The 18475-nt window shown below is 64.4% G+C and carries 14 protein-coding genes, 1 tRNA gene and 1 pseudogene; 4 read left to right on the top strand and 12 right to left on the bottom strand.

Annotation, left to right across the window (positions count from 1 at the left end):
• The first annotated feature begins 92 nt into the window (after positions 1-92).
• A complete protein-coding gene (locus JQ603_RS00625; protein WP_212338092.1) occupies positions 93-2477 on the top strand; it encodes a lytic transglycosylase domain-containing protein in 2385 nt (794 codons plus the stop codon).
• A 158-nt stretch (positions 2478-2635) separates the two neighbouring features.
• Here the strand turns inward: JQ603_RS00625 and JQ603_RS00620 are convergent, their stop codons facing one another.
• The 3 genes and pseudogenes from JQ603_RS00620 to JQ603_RS00610 form a co-directional block, all read right to left on the bottom strand.
• Positions 2636-4303, bottom strand: a complete 1668-nt coding sequence (locus JQ603_RS00620) for an arylsulfatase (protein WP_212335868.1) — start codon at positions 4301-4303, stop codon at positions 2636-2638.
• A gap of 29 nt (positions 4304-4332) precedes the next feature.
• A pseudogene (locus tag JQ603_RS00615) lies at positions 4333-4670 on the bottom strand (SUMF1/EgtB/PvdO family nonheme iron enzyme).
• 661 nt (positions 4671-5331) lie between these two features.
• Positions 5332-6900, bottom strand: coding sequence for a porin (locus JQ603_RS00610; RefSeq protein WP_212335867.1), 1569 nt, complete (start codon positions 6898-6900; stop codon positions 5332-5334).
• An 841-nt stretch (positions 6901-7741) separates the two neighbouring features.
• On the opposite strand from JQ603_RS00610, the gene JQ603_RS00605 reads away from it, so the two are divergent.
• Positions 7742-7834 (top strand) — tRNA-Ser (locus JQ603_RS00605).
• 139 nt (positions 7835-7973) lie between these two features.
• Here the strand turns inward: JQ603_RS00605 and JQ603_RS00600 are convergent.
• From JQ603_RS00600 to JQ603_RS00560, 9 genes are all read right to left on the bottom strand, one after another.
• Positions 7974-8183, bottom strand: coding sequence for a hypothetical protein (locus tag JQ603_RS00600; RefSeq protein ID WP_212335866.1), 210 nt, complete (start codon positions 8181-8183; stop codon positions 7974-7976).
• Between the two features lie 187 nt (positions 8184-8370).
• Positions 8371-8637: a hypothetical protein gene (locus JQ603_RS00595; protein ID WP_130366276.1), complete on the bottom strand. Its 267-nt coding sequence runs from the start codon at positions 8635-8637 to the stop codon at positions 8371-8373.
• Between the two features lie 1569 nt (positions 8638-10206).
• Positions 10207-11685 (bottom strand): Asp-tRNA(Asn)/Glu-tRNA(Gln) amidotransferase subunit GatB, encoded by a 1479-nt coding sequence (gatB, locus tag JQ603_RS00590; protein ID WP_212335865.1) that lies wholly within the window; start codon positions 11683-11685, stop codon positions 10207-10209.
• Positions 11682-11984: a hypothetical protein gene (locus JQ603_RS00585; RefSeq protein ID WP_212335864.1), complete on the bottom strand. Its 303-nt coding sequence runs from the start codon at positions 11982-11984 to the stop codon at positions 11682-11684. The genes gatB and JQ603_RS00585 overlap by 4 nt, the downstream gene beginning before the upstream one ends.
• The gene (gatA, locus tag JQ603_RS00580) at positions 11975-13450 is read right to left on the bottom strand and encodes an Asp-tRNA(Asn)/Glu-tRNA(Gln) amidotransferase subunit GatA (RefSeq protein ID WP_212335863.1); all 1476 of its coding nucleotides are present in this window, start codon (positions 13448-13450) and stop codon (positions 11975-11977) included. Before gatA ends, JQ603_RS00585 begins: the two co-directional genes overlap by 10 nt.
• Positions 13447-13659, bottom strand: coding sequence for a hypothetical protein (locus JQ603_RS00575; RefSeq protein WP_027547180.1), 213 nt, complete (start codon positions 13657-13659; stop codon positions 13447-13449). Before JQ603_RS00575 ends, gatA begins: the two co-directional genes overlap by 4 nt.
• Before the next feature lie 18 nt (positions 13660-13677).
• Positions 13678-13965, bottom strand: coding sequence for an Asp-tRNA(Asn)/Glu-tRNA(Gln) amidotransferase subunit GatC (gatC, locus tag JQ603_RS00570; RefSeq protein ID WP_212335862.1), 288 nt, complete (start codon positions 13963-13965; stop codon positions 13678-13680).
• 77 nt (positions 13966-14042) lie between these two features.
• Complete coding sequence (locus JQ603_RS00565; protein ID WP_212335861.1) at positions 14043-15119, bottom strand: NAD(P)H-dependent flavin oxidoreductase; 1077 nt, start codon at positions 15117-15119, stop codon at positions 14043-14045.
• A 189-nt stretch (positions 15120-15308) separates the two neighbouring features.
• Entirely contained in the window at positions 15309-16286 is a 978-nt protein-coding gene (locus tag JQ603_RS00560; protein ID WP_212335860.1) for an NAD(P)H-dependent flavin oxidoreductase, read from the bottom strand.
• 100 nt (positions 16287-16386) lie between these two features.
• Between JQ603_RS00560 and JQ603_RS00555 the strand changes: the two genes are divergently transcribed.
• On the top strand, positions 16387-17277 hold the full coding sequence (locus tag JQ603_RS00555; protein ID WP_212335859.1) for a LysR family transcriptional regulator: 891 nt from the start codon (positions 16387-16389) through the stop codon (positions 17275-17277).
• 194 nt (positions 17278-17471) lie between these two features.
• The gene (locus tag JQ603_RS00550) at positions 17472-18407 is read left to right on the top strand and encodes a cyclase family protein (protein WP_212335858.1); all 936 of its coding nucleotides are present in this window, start codon (positions 17472-17474) and stop codon (positions 18405-18407) included.
• Positions 18408-18475: the final 68 nt, after the last annotated feature.

The following is an 18475-nucleotide window of genomic DNA, read 5'->3' as shown; positions in this document are numbered from 1 at the left end:
ATCTTGAGCCACTTCACTGATTCGGGGCGACAAACGCCGTGACCTCCTTTCCTCGTGCCGCCTGGCGATCCGCCGGTCTGGTCGTGAGCCTGATGGCAGGGCTGTCGGTCGGCTGCGTCGCCCTCGCCAAGTCCAATGAGACGCCCGCGGACGGGACCAAGGAACCCGCCAAGCAGGCTGCCAAGGACGCAGCAAAAGGGTCAGCGAAGGACGCAGCCAAGGGAACCGGCAAGGACGCAACGAAGGGCGCAAGCAAGGGGACAGCGGGCGCCCCGGCCAAGGACGCAGCGAAGAAGCCGGCCAAGGATGCTGGAAAGGATGCCGGAAAGACCGCAGGCAAGGACTCCGGGAAGGACAAGCCGAAGCCAGCGGCCGCAGCTACCGCGCCAAAATCACAGCCGACCGCCAGCTCGCCCGCCAAAACCGCACCCGCCCCGGCCGTGACAGCGACCATCAGGCCGACTGCCCCGGCCCCCGCCAAACCAATCGCCGCGCCTGTGCTTGCACCTGCGACCCGCCAGCACGCCGCACCGCGCAAGCCGGTCACGCCGGCCGCGGTCGCTGCGACCTCGTCGACGTCGCAAGCCGACAAGGACACGCTGGAGAACGTCATCGAGCTCGTCCGCAAGCGCAAGCCGGGCGATGCCACCAATTATGCGGCCTCGATCTCGGATCCCGTCGCCCGCAAGCTCGCGGAATGGATCATCCTGCGTAGCGAGGACAATGGCGCGACCGTCGAGCGCTACCGCGCCTTCCTCTCGGCCAATCCGAGCTGGCCGTCGCAGACCTTCCTGCGCCGCCGCCTCGAGGCCGCTATGTGGGACGACAGGCGCGACGAGTCCGTCGCGTGGTCCTGGTTCGAGAACGAATCCCCGGTGTCCGCCAAGGGCCGCTTCACGCTCGCCAGGGCGATGCTGGCACGCGGCGACCGCGCCAATGCCGAGCGGCTGGTGCGCGAGGCCTGGCGCAGCGATCCGATGTCGGAGGACACCGAGAACAACGCGCTCGACCAGTTCGGCGCCCTGCTGACGGCGGGCGACCAGAAGGCGCGGATGGACACCCTGCTCTATGGCAGCGAGAACGAGGCCGCGCTGCGCGCCGCAAAACGCCTCGGCGCCGGCTATATCGCGCTGGCCAAAGCCCGCATCGCCTCCGTCAAGAAGGCGCCGAACGCGCGGGCATTGCTCGAGGCGGTGCCGCGCGAGCTGCACAACGATCCCGGCTTCCTCTTCAGCAAGATCCAGTTGCTGCGCCGCGAAGAGAAGTTCACTGAGGCCGCCCAGCTGATGCTATCGGCGCCGAAGGATCCGAACCGACTCTACAATCTCGACGAATGGTGGATCGAGCGGCGCCTTTTGGCGCGCAAGATGATCGACACCGAGGAATTCCGCAGCGCCTATCTCATCGCGCGCGATGCGGCCCTGCCCTCGCGCGACATCTACAAGACCGAGCAGGAATTCACCGCCGGCTGGATCGCGCTGCGCTTCCTCAACGACCCCGCAACCGCCACCCAGCATTTCGCCCGCATCGGCGTCGGCAGCGTCAACCCGACCACGCTGGCGCGCGCCGGCTATTGGCAGGGCCGCGCCGCGGAAGCCGCCGGCCGCCAGCAGGAGGCACGCAATGCCTTTGCCCGCGCAGCCGAACAATCGACCAGCTATTACGGCCAGCTCGCACGCGCCAAGCTCGGCCTGCCGCAGATCGAGCTCAACAGCCAGCCGCGCGGCCGCGGCGCCGAACGCCTTGAGATCGTGCGCGCTGCGCAGCTGCTCTACGAGCTCGACGAGCGCGAGATGGCAATACCGCTGCTGGCCGACATGGGCGAGAACGGCGATCCTGAGGCGCTCGCCGGCCTTGGCGAGCTCACCCAGCGCTACAGCGACGCGCGCGGCATGCTGCTGCTCGGCAAGGCCGCACTCAACCGCGGCCTGCCGTTCGACTTCTATGCCTACCCCGTCAACGGCATTCCGCAGTTCACGCCGATCGGCCCCGAGGTCGAGCGCAGCATCGTCTACGCCATCGCCCGGCAGGAGAGCGCGTTCAACCCGTCGGTGGTCTCGCCGGCCCAGGCCTACGGGCTGATGCAGGTGACCCCGGATGCCGCGCGCTATGTCTGCAAGCGGCACGGCGCGACCTACGATCTGGGGCGGCTCAAGAACGATTCGGTCTACAACGCCACGCTCGGCTCCGCCGAACTCGGCGGGCTGCTCGAGGATTATCGCGGCTCCTACATCATGACCTTCGCCGCCTACAATGCCGGCCGCGGCAGCGTGAAGAAGTGGATCGACCGCTACGGCGACCCGCGCGACCCGAAGGTCGATGCGGTCGACTGGGTCGAGCTGATTCCGTTCTCCGAGACGCGCAACTACGTGCAGCGCATCATGGAGAACCTTCAGGTCTACCGCGCCCGGTTCGGCGGCGGCACGCGGTTGCAGATCGAGGCCGATTTGCGCCGCGGCGTCGGCAGCGTGGAATAGAGATCCCCTCCTTCGGTTCGCTGCCAAGAGCATGGGGTCTGACCCGACGCTCGGGCGAGCTATCCCAATCCAGAGCGCACCTTGAGAGCTGCCGGTGTCGCTGGTCAGACCGGCAGCTCGCGTCACTCCGGGGCTTGGAGCGCCCGTCGCCGCATATCCTACTTGCCAGCGTGCGACTGCATGGCCTTCTCTATCTGCTCCTTGACGGCTTCCAGGTTGAAGCTTGCACCCTTCTGCATCGGTGGGAACTCGATCGCCGTCTGGGCGAGCTTGCCGACCTCCTGCTGCACGAACTGGAACCGCCAGAACTCGTAAACAAACCAGTTATAGAAGGCCAACGACCCCTGCGCGCCGTTGGGCAAGTTCGTGCGTTCGAAGGGATCAAGGCGGATATTGGTGAGGATCGGCCAATCAACCTTGACCGTGCCGCCCAACCAGCCGCTCGGCTGATCGGTGAAGCGATATTTGAAGTCGTCGATGCGCACCGCGCTCAGCGTGCCCTCAGTGAAATAGAAGACCGAGTGGCGCGCAGACGGGCCTTTTCCGGTAATCAGGTCCATCTGGTTGTACCCGTCGAGGTGGACCTTGTAGGTCTTGTCGCCGAACTGCTTTCCTTTCCGCAACTCGTCGGCGATATTCGGATTGCCCGCTGCGGCGACGAAGGTCGGGAACCAATCAAGTCCGGACATGATGCCGTTCTCGACCTTTCCCGCCGGCACCTTGCCCGGCCAGCGGATCATGCAGGGCACGCGAAATCCACCTTCCATGGCCGTTCCCTTGCCACCTGCAAATGGCGTCTGTCCGCCGTCAGGCCAGGTGAAGTTCTCCGCGCCATTGTCGGTTGTGAACGCAACGATCGTGTTATCGTCGAAGCCCTCGTCCTTGAGCTTCTTCATGACGGCGCCGACGATGTCGTCGAGCTGGGCGAATCCGCCCTCGGAAACCGACCAGCCGTTTTCGGAGTTGCGCATGTTCTCGTATTTCTCGGAGAGGTGGGTGACGACGTGCATGCGCGTCGGGTTGAGCCAGACGAAGAACGGCTTGTTGTCCCGCTTCGCCTTGTCGATGAAGTCGAACGTGATCTTCAGGATTTCGTCATCCACCGTCTCCATCCGCTTTGGATAAAGCGGTCCGGAGTCCTCGATCTTTTGCTTGCCGACCTTGCCCCAGCGCGTCTGCACCGTCGGATCGTCGACGTTGGTCGCCCAGGAATGAACCATGTTGCGCGGACCGACGGTGGCCAATAGCGCCTGCGGGTAGTTGCGGTGGGCCGGGTCTTCCATGGCGTCGAGGTGGTACAGATAGCCGAAGAACTCGTCGAAGCCGTGCATGGTCGGCAGGAATTCGTTGAGGTCGCCGAGGTGGTTCTTGCCGAACTGTCCCGTGGCGTACCCCATGGATTTCAGCGCGGTCGCAATGGTCGGCGCTTGCGCCGGCATGCCGATCGGGGAGCCTGCCTGGCCGACCGTGGTAAGCCCGGTACGGATCGGCAGCTCTCCGGTGATGAAGTTGGCGCGGCCCGCCGTGCAGCTCGCCTCGGCATAATAGTCGGTGAAGCGCATGCCTTCCGCGGCGAGCTTGTCGAGGTTCGGTGTCCGGCTTGCCATGATGCCCTGGTGGTAGGCACCGATATTGAACCAGCCGATGTCGTCACCCATGATGAAGACGATGTTCGGCCGCTGGCCGGCCGCTGCGGGCGCCGGCTGCTGCGCTTGTGCCGGGCTCGTCAATCCGACCGCCGAGAGCGCCGAAGCGGCGACGAGAGAACTACCACTCAACAACAGATCGCGGCGTTTCAGTCCTCCGCCGATTGATCCCGTGCTCATCTCAGGCTTTTCCGGAATCCTATCTGTACTCATGATGTGATCCTCTTCCTGGTGATGCACCTGAAGCCGACATGGCTTGCTGAGGTGTCGATCGGCTCGGCATGACGCGCGGCCGGACGATAGCGGCGGCAGTAGTTGGGAGCGCAAAGGTGCGAGCCGCCTTTGAGCACCTTGCGCGGAATCCTGAGGTTTGGCTGACAAGATCGTAGCTCGCGCCCTCGAGCCCGCCGCGAGGAGTGACGTAACCGGTCGCGTTCACGAATTTGCGGAATTGGCGGTTGGTGACCGGCGTGCGATCGATCCAGAATCCGTCAACGGTAACGCGATGGGCTGGCGCTTCCTCCGGACAATGGCGATCCGAGCCCATGCGAAACGTGCCGCCCGGCACATAAAGCATCCCCTCACCTGCCGGATGCTCGGACGATTGTCCGGAACCAGACAACGACTTCGTATCAGCCAGATTCATGACGCCCCCCGGGCGCGTGCATCAGCGGCCTGCGTTGCTTGGTTCGTGACACCGCCCGAAGAGTCGATTCGCTTGGTATGCGTCTTTCGAAAGTGGGGCCTTTGACGGACGGTGAGGCGTACAGAAACGGAGCGGCCCTTCTCCGGATTGATCCAGATCAAGGGTCCACAGCTCGGCGGCAGCGGAGGCTCAAGCCTGAGGAGCTTGAAATTGGCCCGCCGACCTCGTCAGTTCTGGGACCCATCCGCCAGTTCGGAACCGTCCGATTTCGAGTGCAGCGAAACGAAGGGAAGCCCTCGCCTCCGCGGCGAGATCAATCGGCGAGATGTTCGCTCGCTGAGTCAGTGAGGCGACGGGGGACCACGTGCGCGCTGGCCGGAGATGGCGTGCAGAGCAGTCGCCGGCTCTTGTGCAACGGCCGTGACCCGAGGCGTAGCCAGCGACCGGTCACGGAAGCGATGCGCCGACCCGGGCGACCCCCGCCGGCTCGCAAGCCCATGCACCAAAAGAAAAGCCCCGGCGGTTTCCCGCCGGGGCTCTCTGTCAGGTCGTTAGACCGAACTTACCAGTTGCGCTGAGCGCGGAGCAGCAGCGTGATGCTGTCCTGATCCTTCAGCTCGTAGGTCGCGGCCGGCTTCGCGATTGCACCGGCACCGCCGTAAACGAACGTACCCGCCATCTTCGAGTCCAGGTGGGTCCAGTTCAGGTCAGCCGAGAACGTCAGGTTCTTGACCGGGGTCCAGCGGGTGATCAAGCCGACCTGGCCGATCGCGAAGTCCGGGTTACACGAGGTAACGCCAGCCACGTTGAACGTACCACCGACGCCGCAGACGGAGGTCTTGGCGAGCGAGCCGTACTGAGCCTGAGCGTAGGCACCGTAGATCGCCGTGTTCCAGTAGGGATCCCAGTTGTGGGTGTAGGCACCACGGAAGCCCCAGGTCTTCACGGTCTCCTGCTGGCTACCGCCACCAGCCGACGTGAACACCGTATCCGGCGCGAAGGCGAAGCCGACGCTCTGGTAGGCGATGCCGGAGCTGCCGAAGATCGAGTACGAGCTGCCGGCCAGGTTCTGGAAGTTGTAGCGGGTCGCACCGTCGGTGTAGACGCCCTGGATGTTGATCACGTCACCCGCACCGGTCGGGATGTTCTTGATCGACAGAGCGAGCTGAACCGCCCAACCCCACTTGTCGTCGGGGTGGCCGGTCGGCTCGGTCGCGCCATAGTACGCAACGTGGTTGTCGTGCGCAGCGACCGACGCCTGGAAGAGACCCCAAGCCTGGTCGACGCGGACCATACCGACGAGGTTCGGCGAACGCGAGCCACCGATGGCGTTGATGCCAGAGGTGCCGCCGACGAGGCCGGCCACGGTAGCGCCGGCGAGGTTGACGTTGCCAGCCTGGTAGTAGGCCGTCGCGTCTTCCGCCGAGAACGCCGCCGTCACGCCCTGACCGAAGTCAGCGGTGTAGCTGAACTGGTTGACACCGGTGACCGTGCCGCTGCCGCCGACGAGACCGTCGAAGTTGTTGCCGGGATAGTTGGTCCAGGGCGCGTCGAACTGCGACACGGCCTTACCCATCGTGAAGCCGGCGAACTGGATGAAGGCATAGTACACGCCGAGCGAACCGCCCGAGGTACCGCCGTCAGTCGGGTTGATCGTCGTACCAACGAGGGCCGGGGTCGCACCCGAGGTGTTCAGAGCCACCGTGCTGCTGTAGGCGGTGCCGCCGAACGCGGAGCCGGTGCCCTGATAGCCGCCGGTGGTCCAGGAGAACGTCGCATCGAAGAAGGTGCGGACCACGCCGTATTCGGTCGCGGTGCGCGTATCGATGTTGAGATCTTCACGAGCGCGCGCGGTGTAGTAGTTGCTCAGGCGATTGTGCGCACCGGCGGGAGCGCCGTTGGCAATGCCGTAGACGCTGTTGGTGCCCAGCGCGACTTCAGCGCGCAGGTAACCACCCAGCTTGATGCAGGTGTCGGTGCCCGGGATGTAGTAGAAACCCGCACCGTACAGGGAGCAGATCTTCACGTATTCGACCGCCTTGGCCTTCACGGGGAGATCGGCTGCCTGCGCTCCGCCCACGGCGATCAGACCCGCCGCTGAGCCGAGCAAAAGGCTCTTAACCAACTTCATGTTAAACCTCCAAGTTGCTCTTCAGGGATGGTCACTGACCCGGACGGCCAATTCCCCAACCCCCTCTAAATCACCGCTGTTGGTCCCTTCGCGCCTTCGGACACACCCGCATGAACGCGAGGGACTTAAGCGAAAGACCTAAACGGGACGACCTCGGGATGCCCCCCTCCGTCGCTCAGTCACAATTACCGAACGTCCTTGCACACACAACAACAGAACGCTCCGGAACGGGCCTATGAAGCGCGTTTTCCGATGGGTGTTGCACAAATAACACGCAGATGTGATCGCGGCGCCCTCGTAACGCACTGTTATTACTAATGTTTTCGAGGCGGTTCCATTTGCCATCAAAATTCCCCACTTAAGGAACGACGGGCAACGCCCTCGCACGCACGAGCTTTGGCACCCACGAATCGTGGAATCAGAAGGAGACTCAAGGACAAGGCACAGCCTCCTTCCGCGGCTCGTTTCTTGACGCATTTCTTGGTCCAGGCGCGGTCACAGCGGCGCTTCAGGCCCGGCATCCCCCTGGGATTGGCGCGGCTATCGGGCGAGCAGCTCGCCTGGCGGGGCCGGAGGACACCCAGTCAGGCGCTCCCGCGCGCAAGCCCCTGAAATTTATCAGCAATGTCAGGTTCTTGCCTGAGAAGAGCCACGTTCATCCGTGAAAGACGCCTTTGTTTTGGGACGCCAGACGATTCCAGCACTGCGCCCGCTCTCGCCGCCTCAGGTTCGCGCCCCGAGCGCAAACCGGCTTGTCTGGAAAATCGATGGGAATATTCGAGCGAAAACACGCGCTTCCAAATTGACCGGCTCAAGCAATTAGATGCATAAGGCTCGCACCGGAGAGGTGGCCGAGTGGCTGAAGGCAACGCTTTGCTAAAGCGTCATACGGTCTCAAGCTGTATCGAGGGTTCGAATCCCTCCCTCTCCGCCACCCAACAGCAGCAGCATCAAGGTCTGTGGGTTCTTTCACCTGAAAGCGACCGCCGAACGGCTGCGAAAGCCCTGCGCCAGGGATCAGCGCCGCCGCGCTCAGGCCGATTCGCGATCACCTTATATATGCGTGTCCGCACCTAGCCGCCGGACCGCCAGATGCGCCAGTGCCAGGGCGATATCAGCACCGGCTCGTTGGCCCAGACGTTGAACCAGACGCCGGACCTGCGGCGGGCCGGAAAGGTCCAGGGCACGATCCCTGTCTTGTGCGGCCGGCCGAGTTCCAGATCGCAATCGTCGGGCGCGATCTGAATCGGCAGCCATTGTTCATTGATGTCGTGGGCGCTCATACCGCGCGGGTCTAGGCGGCGGCACGACATAGGATTTTGATTCAACGCAACGAGGTCCACCCGTGAAAACACGGGTCTGGACGCGATTCTCTTCCCAAGGCTGTTTCGCTCGAGGTTGGTTCCCGCGAGGAACCGCGTCAGGCGGGAATCGAGAGCCCGTTCCGATTCAAGCGGAACGGAAACGGCCCTAGTGGGCGGAAACCCAGGCCCTCGCCTCGCGCTGTGCGGCCGAGATCTCGGCGTCCGACATCTGACCCGCGACTTCCTGGCGGAGCGCCACGGCGTCCTTGCGGCCCTTCAGGGCGGCGAGGTTGAACCATTTGTGCGCGGCGACGAGATCGACGAGGCCGGAGCGGCCGCTCGCCCAATAGATCCCGCGCTCGAACAGCACGTCCGACAGCGCGCTCGCGTCGATCGGCGTCGCCGTATCGAGATCGAAAGTACCCTGAAACATAACGCATCCCCTTGTTCTTATGCCGCCTCGTCCCCCGAGCGCGGCTCCCGTCCAACTCTGATGTGCATGATCCCTTCTGGGATCGTGCACTGTTCAACTCTTCCCCAAGTCTTCTTGCCGAAGCCGTTTGCCGGCTTGTTGGAGGCGATGATGGCGGGCAAATTTGAATGGCAGTTTAAGTATCGCGATGAAGCAGACGTAAACGCGAGCGCGCGGCGCCTGCGCACGGAATTCAAGAAGCCCCTGATTTGCAGGCACTTCTGCGATTCGTCAGATTCGGTTTACCCTGCGATTTTGGGAGAACGATAACCATCGCGCGCGGAGGCGCGCGTGTCCCGTGGCATCCCCGCTCGCTGTCATCACCCGCGAGCTGGCTACGCGAAGGCTTCGCCGGGGCCCGCGGTCCTGGGACGATGAAGCTTCAGCGAAGGCGGCAGGCGGGTGACCCGGCATTGCAGGGACAGCAATGTCCACGAGACGCCAGGATCGTCCGGTCGAAGCCAGGCGACGAGACCGCGCAGGGAGAGACGGCGCGCGCACAACGCCACTGGCGCCGCAGCCTCGCCCGCCCCAAGGCAGCACAAGAGAGGCGCGCGGACGCGTCGCGGTCAGATCAGCAATGTCGGAAAAGGGGATGCCGGCAATACCCCGGCCTCAGGGAACGAGGGCGTCGGCGAACACGTCAGGACCAGATTCCACGTTGACCCGAAGGCCGCTTGCGGAATTGCGGAGCTCTTTGGAAAGAGAACCGCACCGAACGAAGAAAACTCGTTTCTTCTGCCGGACCGTGATTGAACGGCCCGACCGTTGACCTGATGTCTCGCCGACACCCTCTATCGTCGACCAGAACCTCTGGGAGGCGCTGATGACGTGCCGGCTGCTTTAAGAGCCGGCAACTTCAGAAGTCGAAGTTACTTCTTCTTCTTGGCGACCTTGCGGGTCTTCTTCGCAGTCTTCTTCACTGCGCTCTTCGCCTTCTTCGCCTTCTTCGCTTTCTTGGCCATGTTGCCCTCCGATGTGTGAGATGGCTTTAATCGCTGCGTGCACTCGGGGATCGAATGCACTCACCCCGAATACACCAACACGACGAAAAAAACATCTTCTCACTTAAGGAAGTGTTGACGGCGCAGTGCGCGTGCGCCAGCCGCGCCTGATTTGCCGACACGCAGAGACACGCGTCTGCGATTGCAAATGCGTCTCGCAGCATCGACGTCGTCAAGCGACGCGATTGCAAAAAAACTCTATGCAGCAAGTATTATCCTGCGCGCACACATCACGCGTGATCAGTGCGATGAAGCGCGCTGCAGTGCGCGCCATCGCCTCGCAGAGGCGAGTCGCGGACTCTGAGTCGCGAATTTTGGCAACGAAATTATTTTCATGCTTAACGGCGCAAGCGCTCGTCGGAGCGCGTGCAAGTCGCCGTTTTGCGCGAATCGCGCGGCGGCGATTCGGTGGCGCTGCGCGCCCTCGGCGGGTGATGTTTGCCGCCAACGATGCGCGCGAACGTCGCATCGCGAAGGCGTCGCGAGGTGACGGAGCGTGTCCGTCACCTCGTTCGAACGCGTGAGGTTAGACGCCGAGCTTGGACTTGAGCAGGTCGTTGACGCTCTGCGGGTTGGCCTTGCCGCCGGACGCCTTCATCACCTGGCCGACGAACCAGCCGAGCGACTGCGGCTTGTCCTTCACCTGCGCGGCCTTGTCGGGATTGGCCGCGATGATGTCGTCGACCACCTTCTCGATCGCCGAGAGGTCGGTGACCTGCTTCATGCCGCGGCTTTCGACGAGCGCACGCGGATCGCCGCCCTCCTGCCAGACGATCTCGAACAGATCCTTGGCGATCTTGCCCGAGATCGTGCCCTCGCCGATCAGGTCGATGATCGCGGCAAGCTGCTCGGCATTGACCGGAGAGCCCGTAATATCCCGGCCTTCCTTGTTGAGACGGCCGAACAGCTCGTTGATCACCCAGTTCGCCGCCATCTTGCCGTCGCGCGCGCGATTGGCGAGCTTGTCGAGCACCGTCTCGTAGAACACCGCGCTCTCGCGCTCGGCAACGAGCACGCTCGCATCATAGGCCGACAGGCCGAAATCGGCGACGAAGCGCGCCTTCTTCTGGTCCGGCAGCTCGGGCAGCTCAGCCTTCAGCTCGTCGACCAACGTTTGGCTGAACTCGAGCGGCAGCAGATCGGGATCGGGGAAGTAGCGATAATCGTGCGCTTCTTCCTTGGACCGCATCGAGCGCGTCTCGCCCTTGTTGGGGTCGTAGAGCCGCGTTTCCTGCTCGATCTCGCCGCCATCCTCGAGGATCTCGATCTGGCGACGCGCCTCGTACTCGATTGCCTGGCCGATGAAGGTGATCGAGTTCATGTTCTTGATCTCGCAGCGGGTGCCGAGCGGCCCGCCGGGCTTACGCACGGAAACGTTCACATCGGCGCGCAACGAGCCCTTCTCCATGTCGCCGTCGCAGGTGCCGAGATAGCGCAGGATCGAGCGCAGCTTGGTCACATAGGCTTTCGCCTGCTCGGCGTCGCGGATGTCCGGTTTTGAGACGATCTCCATCAGCGCCACGCCGCAGCGGTTGAGATCGACGAAGGACAGCGACGGCGACTGGTCGTGCAGCAGCTTGCCGGCGTCCTGCTCCAGATGCAGCCGCTCGATGCCGATCGTCGCGGTCCTGCCGCCGTCGAGCTCGACCAGCACCTCGCCCTCGCCCACCACGGGCGACTTGTACTGGCTGATCTGGTAGCCCTGCGGCGAGTCCGGATAGAAATAGTTTTTCCGGTCGAACACCGAACGCAGATTGATCTTCGCGTTGAGGCCGAGCCCGGTCCGGACAGCCTGCCTGACACATTCTTCGTTGATGACGGGCAGCATGCCCGGCATCGCGGCGTCGACCAGCGACACGTGGCTGTTCGGCTCGCCGCCGAACGCCGTGGATGCGCCTGAGAACAGTTTTGCGTTCGAGGTCACCTGGGCATGAATCTCCATGCCGATGACCATCTCCCAGTCACCGGTGGCGCCCTTGAGAAGCTTGTGCGTGGCCGTGCTCATGTCTTGCTCCCGAGCAGCGTGGCAGCGATCCGCTCCCACTCCGCTTCCAATGAATCCTTTGCAGCGGGCTGGCCGGCCTGGCGGTACCAGTAGCCGGCATTGCCGAGATCGCCTTCGACGCGGTGCAGATAGGCATGCACCCAGGCGGCGTCGCGGCCCTGGTCGTCCTGAACGATCTTGTGCGCCTGGTCCCAGTCGCCCTTCGCAGCCCACCAGAGACCTCTGAGCGGCGCGTTCAGCTCCGGCGCGGGCGCCGCGCCGTCGAGGCTTGCGATGAAGCCAGCGACATTCACCACCACCTCGCGGGCGTGAAGCGGCCGGCGGCCTGCTCGATCACCTCGCCGAGCGAGAACAGCGTCTCCTCCTCGAACGGACGGCCGATCAGTTGCAGGCCGAGCGGCAGGCCCTGCGCGTCCTTGCCGGCGGGCACGGCGATGCCCGGCAGGCCCGCCATATTCACGGTCACCGTGAAGATGTCGTTGAGATACATCTCGACGGGGTCGGCGCCGCCCTTCTCGCCGATGCCGAAGGCCGCCGACGGCGTCGCCGGCGTGAGGATGGCGTCAACGCCCATGGCGAAGCAATCCTCAAAATCCTTCTTGATCAACGTGCGCACCTTCTGGGCGCGCAGATAATAGGCATCGTAATAGCCGGCGGAGAGCACATAGGTGCCGATCATGACGCGGCGACGCACCTCCGCGCCAAAACCTTCGGCGCGGGTGTTCTCGTACTGCTCGATGATGGTCTTGCCCTGCTCGCGCAGGCCGTAGCGGACGCCGTCATAGCGCGCGAGGTTGGACGACGCTTCCGCCGGCGCCACGATGTAATAGGCCGGCAGCGCATACTTCGTGTGCGGCAGCGAGACCTCGACGAGCTCGGCGCCGGCCGCCTTCAGCCACGCCGCGCCCTCGCTCCACAGCTTCTCGATCTCGGCCGGCATGCCGTCGAGACGATACTCCTTGGGGATGCCGATCTTCATGCCCTTCACGGACTTGCCGATCGCCGCCTCGTAATCCGGCACGGCAATGTCGACCGAGGTCGTGTCCTTCGGATCGTGCCCGGCCATCGAGCGCAGCAGCATCGCCGCATCGCGCGTGCTGCGCGCGATCGGCCCGGCCTGGTCGAGCGAGGAGGCAAAGGCGACGATGCCCCAGCGCGAGCAACGGCCGTAGGTCGGCTTGATGCCGACGGTTGCGGTGAACGCCGCCGGCTGACGGATCGAGCCGCCGGTGTCGGTCGCGGTCGCGCCCATGCACAGCAGCGCCGCCACGGCCGAGGCCGAGCCGCCGGACGAGCCGCCCGGCACCAGCGTCGTATTGCTGCCCTCGCGCCGCCAGGGATTGCCGACGGGACCGAAGCACGAGGTCTCGTTGGCCGAGCCCATCGCGAACTCGTCATTGTTGAGCTTGCCGAGCATCACGGCGCCGTCGCGCCAGAGCTGCGAGGTGACGGTGGACTCATAGGTCGGCACGAAATTGCCGAGGATTTTCGAGCACGCCGTGGTGCGCACGCCCTTGGTCGCGAACAGGTCCTTGATGCCGAGCGGAATGCCGGCGAGCAAACCGCCCTCACCCTTGGCGATCTTCTCGTCCGCAGCCTTCGCCATGGCGCGCGCCTGGTCCGGCGTCTCCATCACGAAGGCGTTGAGCACGCGCGCGGCTTCGATCGCGGAAAGATGCGCGTCGGTCAGCTCGAGTGACGTGAAAGTCTTGTCGGCGAGACCCTTGCGGGCCTCGGCGAGCGTCAGCGATGTCAAATCGGTCATTTATTGATCGGGCTGCAGAAGAACGGAGACAGGGTCTTGTCGTTGGCCGGGTCGTCTTTTTTGGCGGCGGCTTTCGCAGCCGCCTCAATCTCGTCGAGCACGGCATTGACGGCGACATTGGGATCGGCAGCCTTGCCCTGCCGCTCCATCTTGTCGAGGTAATTCATGTAGGCCTGATAGGCCTTCTCATCGTCGCAAAGCAGACACATCGGACCACGTCCTAAAAGTTACTCTACGACCTTCGGCACAAGAAAGAAGTGACCTTCGGTCGCCGGCGCGTTGGCAACGATATCGTCGGCGATCTCGCCGTCATTGACCACGTCCTGCCGCTTCTTCATCTGCATCGGGGTGACCGAGGTCATCGGCTCCACGCCCTCGACATCGACCTCCGAGAGCTGCTCGACGAAGGCGAGCATGGCATTGAGCTCGCCCTGCAGGTGCGGAACTTCGCCCTCGGAAACCGCAATGCGCGCCAGATGCGCGATGCGGCGGACGGTAGCGGCGTCGACGGACATTATATAAGGCCTCTCACGGCAAAACCTATGTGCCGTATAGCAGAGGCCGCTTTTGCGCCGCAACCGGCGCTTTCCCCTTACCCAGCCAGCACTTTCATGCGCGCCAACGCCGATTTGGCGAGATCCCGGGTCAATTCGGCCGCGGGGACCTCACGACCGAGGGCAATCGCCTGCCCGGCCCACAGATTGGTGAAATCCACCCTGCCCTGCTTTTCGGCAGCCGCCTTGAGCGGCCCCAGCGCGGTGGCGGCATGAGGAAACGGGGGCGCATCCGGCGAGACCGGGCCGGCCTCGCGCATCAGGCGGTTCTGGACACCGCGCGCCGGACGTCCGGTCATGACATTGGTGATGACGGTGGAATCGTCCCGCGCTTCAGCAAGCGCCTTGCGGCCGCCCGCACTGACCTTGGATTCCGGGCAACGCAGATAGGCGCTGCCGATCTGCACGCCGGAGGCACCGAGCGCGAAGGCCGCCGCAATGCCGCGCCCGTCCGCGATGCCGCCCGCCGCGATCACCGGCACCTTCACGGCATCGACAACCTGCGGCACCAGCGCGAACGTGCCGGGCTGCTCGGCGATCTTGTCGGTCAGGAACATGCCGCGATGGCCGCCCGCTTCGGCGCCCTGCGCAATGACGGCATCGACGCCGTGCTGCTCGAGCCAGACCGCTTCCTTCACGGTGGTGGCGGATGAGATGACGAGGCAGCCGGCGGCCTTGACGCGCCTCAGCAGCGCCTGCTCCGGCAGGCCGAAATGGAAGCTGACGACCTCCGGCTTCAGCTCCTCGACCACCTCGCAGAAGGCCGCATCGAACGGCGCGCGGTTGGCCGCAGCGATCGGCGCCGCCGGATCGAGACCATGCTCGGTGTAGTAGCCCGTCAGCCGCTGCTTCCAGCGCGCGTCGGCCTCGCTCGTGAGCTCGACCGGTGTGTGGCAGAAGAAGTTCATGTTGACCGGCGCCTTCACCCGCTGGCGGATGAGGCCGACCTGCTCGCGCGCCTTCTCCGCCGAGATCATCGCACACGGCAGCGACCCCAGCGCGCCGCCCTGCGCGGCCGCAATCACCAGCTCCGCATCTATCGCACCGGCCATCGGCGCCAGCACGATCGGGAATTCGGTCTTGAAGAGATCGATCAGTCGACGGTCAGGCCACATGGTTGTTCTCTCTCGTTGGTCCTTACCCTCCCCTGGAGGGGGAGGGTCGATCGCGCGAAGCGCGAGCGGGGTGGGGTGACAGTCTCTCCATTGAGACGCTGCCCGAATGAAGAGATCACCCCACCCCGCTTCGCATTTCGCTTCGCTACATGCGTAGCGCCCTCCCCCTCCAGGAGAGGGTGAAGAATTCTATGCCGCGATTACCGAGTTGCTCCGCCCAGTGATCAGCTGCTCCGCTTCAATCACGATGCGCTCGACGATCTCCGCCGCCGGTGGAATATCATGGATCAGCCCGACCGCCTCGCCGGCGATCACGGCCGCAACATCAAAATTGCCCGCCGCCTTTGCCGCCGCATACTCCGCCGCGACTGCGGCAACATTCTGCATCAGCTCGACCTCGCGCCCGATCCAGCGCCGGGCGTGGTCGTTGACCAGACACCGTCCCGTGAACGGCGCCGGCCAGACATTGTTGCGGGAGAGATCGAAGATGATGCCGCGCACGGTCGAGCCGCTGTTCGCTGCACAGATGCGCCGCTTGGCCTCCTCCACGCCGTCGGCCTCCCGGCTGGCATAGAAGCGCGTGCCGAGCAGGACGCCGCTTGCACCCAGCATCATCATCGCGGCGAGCCCGCGCCCGTCGGCGATGCCGCCGGCCGCAACGACAGGCACGCGGCCTGCTGCGAGATCGACAATGGCAGGCACGAGATCGACGGTGGTACGTGAAGCACCGTGACCGCCCGCCTCCGTCCCCTGCGCGATCAGGATGTCGGCGCCGGCAGCGAGCGCCTGCCGCGCCATCGCCTCGTCCTGCACCTGGCAGATCAGGCGCGCGCCGGCCGACTTGATCTTCGGTGCGAACGGCGCGGGATCGCCGAACGACAACATGATCGCAGACGGCTTTGCAGCAAGCGCGACATCGAGCAGCTCGGGCTTTCGGGCGAGGCTCCATGTGATGAAGCCGATGCCGAATGGCGCACGCAGTTCGGCGAGCTTCGCCGTCTCCTGCTCCAGCCAAGCCCGCTCGCCATAGCCGCCGCCGAGAATGCCGAACCCGCCGGCGCGGCTCACCGCCGTCACCAAGCGACTGCCGGCGATGACATCCATCGGCGCCAGCAGGATCGGATGCCTGATCTGGAGCAGTGTGGTCAGCGACGTCGCAAGCGGCATGGTCTCTCTCCGATCTGGACAGCGAGACTAGGCGCGACTAGCATTCTCGAAAAATGAATTGTTGCGAACGCTGCCATCTCAAAAGCGAAACGACCACGCCATGGAACTCAGCGACATCCAGACCTTTGCCGCGGTCGCCCGCACCGGCGGCATCACCCGCGCCGCTGAAGAGCTCAACACGGTGCAATCGAACGTCACCCAGCGCGTGAAGGCGCTCGAGGCCGAGATCGGCACGCCGCTGTTCGAGCGCCACAGTCGCGGCATGACGCTGACCGGCGCCGGCAAACGTCTCCTCCCCTACGCGCAGCGGATGGCCGCGCTGTCGCGCGAGGCGGTGCTCGCCGCACGCGACGATGGCGAGCCGAAGGGGCCGCTGGCGATCGGCTCGATGGAGACGACCGCCGCCGTTCGCTTGCCGCCGCTGCTCGCCGATTTCCACCGCCGTTTCCCGGCCGTGCGCCTCTCCTTGCGCACCGCGACCACGGCCGATCTCGTCGCCGGCGTGCTCGAAGGCGCGCTCGACGGCGCCTTCGTCGCAGGTCCCATCGCGCATGCCGACCTTACCGCGACCAGCGCCTTCCGCGAGGAGCTGGTGCTGGTCAGCGCGCGGCGCTGGACTTCGCTTGCGGAGTTGCGGGCCGGCACGCCGGAGTCCGGTCCGACCGCGCTGGTGTTCCGCACCGGCTGCACCTATCGCCAGCGGCTCGAGCAGGTGTTCGTCGAATTCGGCTGGCCGTCGGCCACACGCTTCGAGCTTGGCACGCTCGACGGCATGATCGGCTGCGTCGCCGCCGACATGGGCGTGACGCTGCTGCCGCGCGCGGTCGTCGAACGCAGCTCGATGAACGGCAGCGTGTCGATCCACACGCTGAGCACCTCGCACGCACGCGCGGAAACGCTCTTCATCCAGCGCAGCGCCGGACATCAATACAGCGCGCTTCAGGGTTTCATCTCCTGCCTGAAGAAGGATGATGACGTCATCGCGGCCTGACGCGACGCGAACGTTCCATCGCACGAAATTCACTGTCACAAATCTGTCGTACTTGAATCTGTCCTCGATGCTGCGTTCAGCCGTCGCATCGGCGCACGTCGAAAAGTTTTGAAGCCTGTGAGTTTTCTACGTTAGGATGCGCGACTAGCCAGCGCGAAACCAAAAACGAAGCCATAACATCGGGAGGACTATCGATGCGCAATACGCTCGTGTTGTGCTGTGTCGCCGCGTTGTCGGCGATCTCAGGTACTGCAATCGCACAGGACTGGACCAAATCGAAATGGGGGCCGAACGACGAGATCGGCGCCGCCAACTACATGACGCCCGAGCTCGTGGTGAAGGCGGCATCGCTGGTGAAGACCGGCAAGACCTACGCCCTCGGCATTCCCGTCACGTCGCAGACACCCGCCTATCCGCCGCGCAGCTTCAAGATCACCGTGGTGCAGCCGGGGCAGGCCGGCAGCCCGGGCCTTGGTCCCAACAAGGCAACCTATAACGACGACATCCTCGACACCTGGGTCGGCATCGGCAGCCAGCTCGACGGGCTCGGCCATCTCGGCGTCGAACACGTCTATTACAACGGCAACAAGCTCGCCGACTTCGCCGATCCCACCGGGCTGAAGAAGCTCGGCATCGAGAAGGTGCCGCCGATGGTCACCCGCGGCGTCCTGCTCGACATGGCCGCCTATTTCAAGACCGACGTGGTGAAGGAAGGCACCGCCTTCAACGTCAAGGAGATCGAGGAAGCCGCCAAGCAGCAGAGCGTCGAGATCCGCCAGGGCGACGTCGTCATCTTCCACACCGGCTGGCTCAGCCTGATCGGCAAGGATGACAAGCGTTACTCGGCGGGCGAGCCCGGTCTCGGCGTCGAAGGCGCAAAGTACCTGACCGGCAAGGGCGTCGTCGCTGTTGGCGCCGACACCTGGGCGCTCGAGGTGCTGCCGTTCGAGTCCAAGAACGTGTTTGAGGTGCACCAGATTTTGCTCGCGATGAACGGGACCTACATCCTCGAGAACATGGACACCGCCGCACTCGCCCGGGACAAGGGTTATGAATTCCTGTTCGTGCTGGGACAGCCGCGCTGGACCGGCGGCGTGCAGGCGATGATCAACCCGATCGCGATCCGCTGATCTCGATCGCGACCCGCTGATCTGAGACCGGGCGAGGAGCCGTTTGCTGTCCTGCAGGCCCCCTCGCC

Source organism: Bradyrhizobium liaoningense, from assembly GCF_018130825.1.
Lineage (GTDB): Bacteria > Pseudomonadota > Alphaproteobacteria > Rhizobiales > Xanthobacteraceae > Bradyrhizobium > Bradyrhizobium liaoningense_B.
Note: the sequence above shows the minus strand (reverse complement) of the source record. Positions and strands in the feature narration are given on the sequence as shown.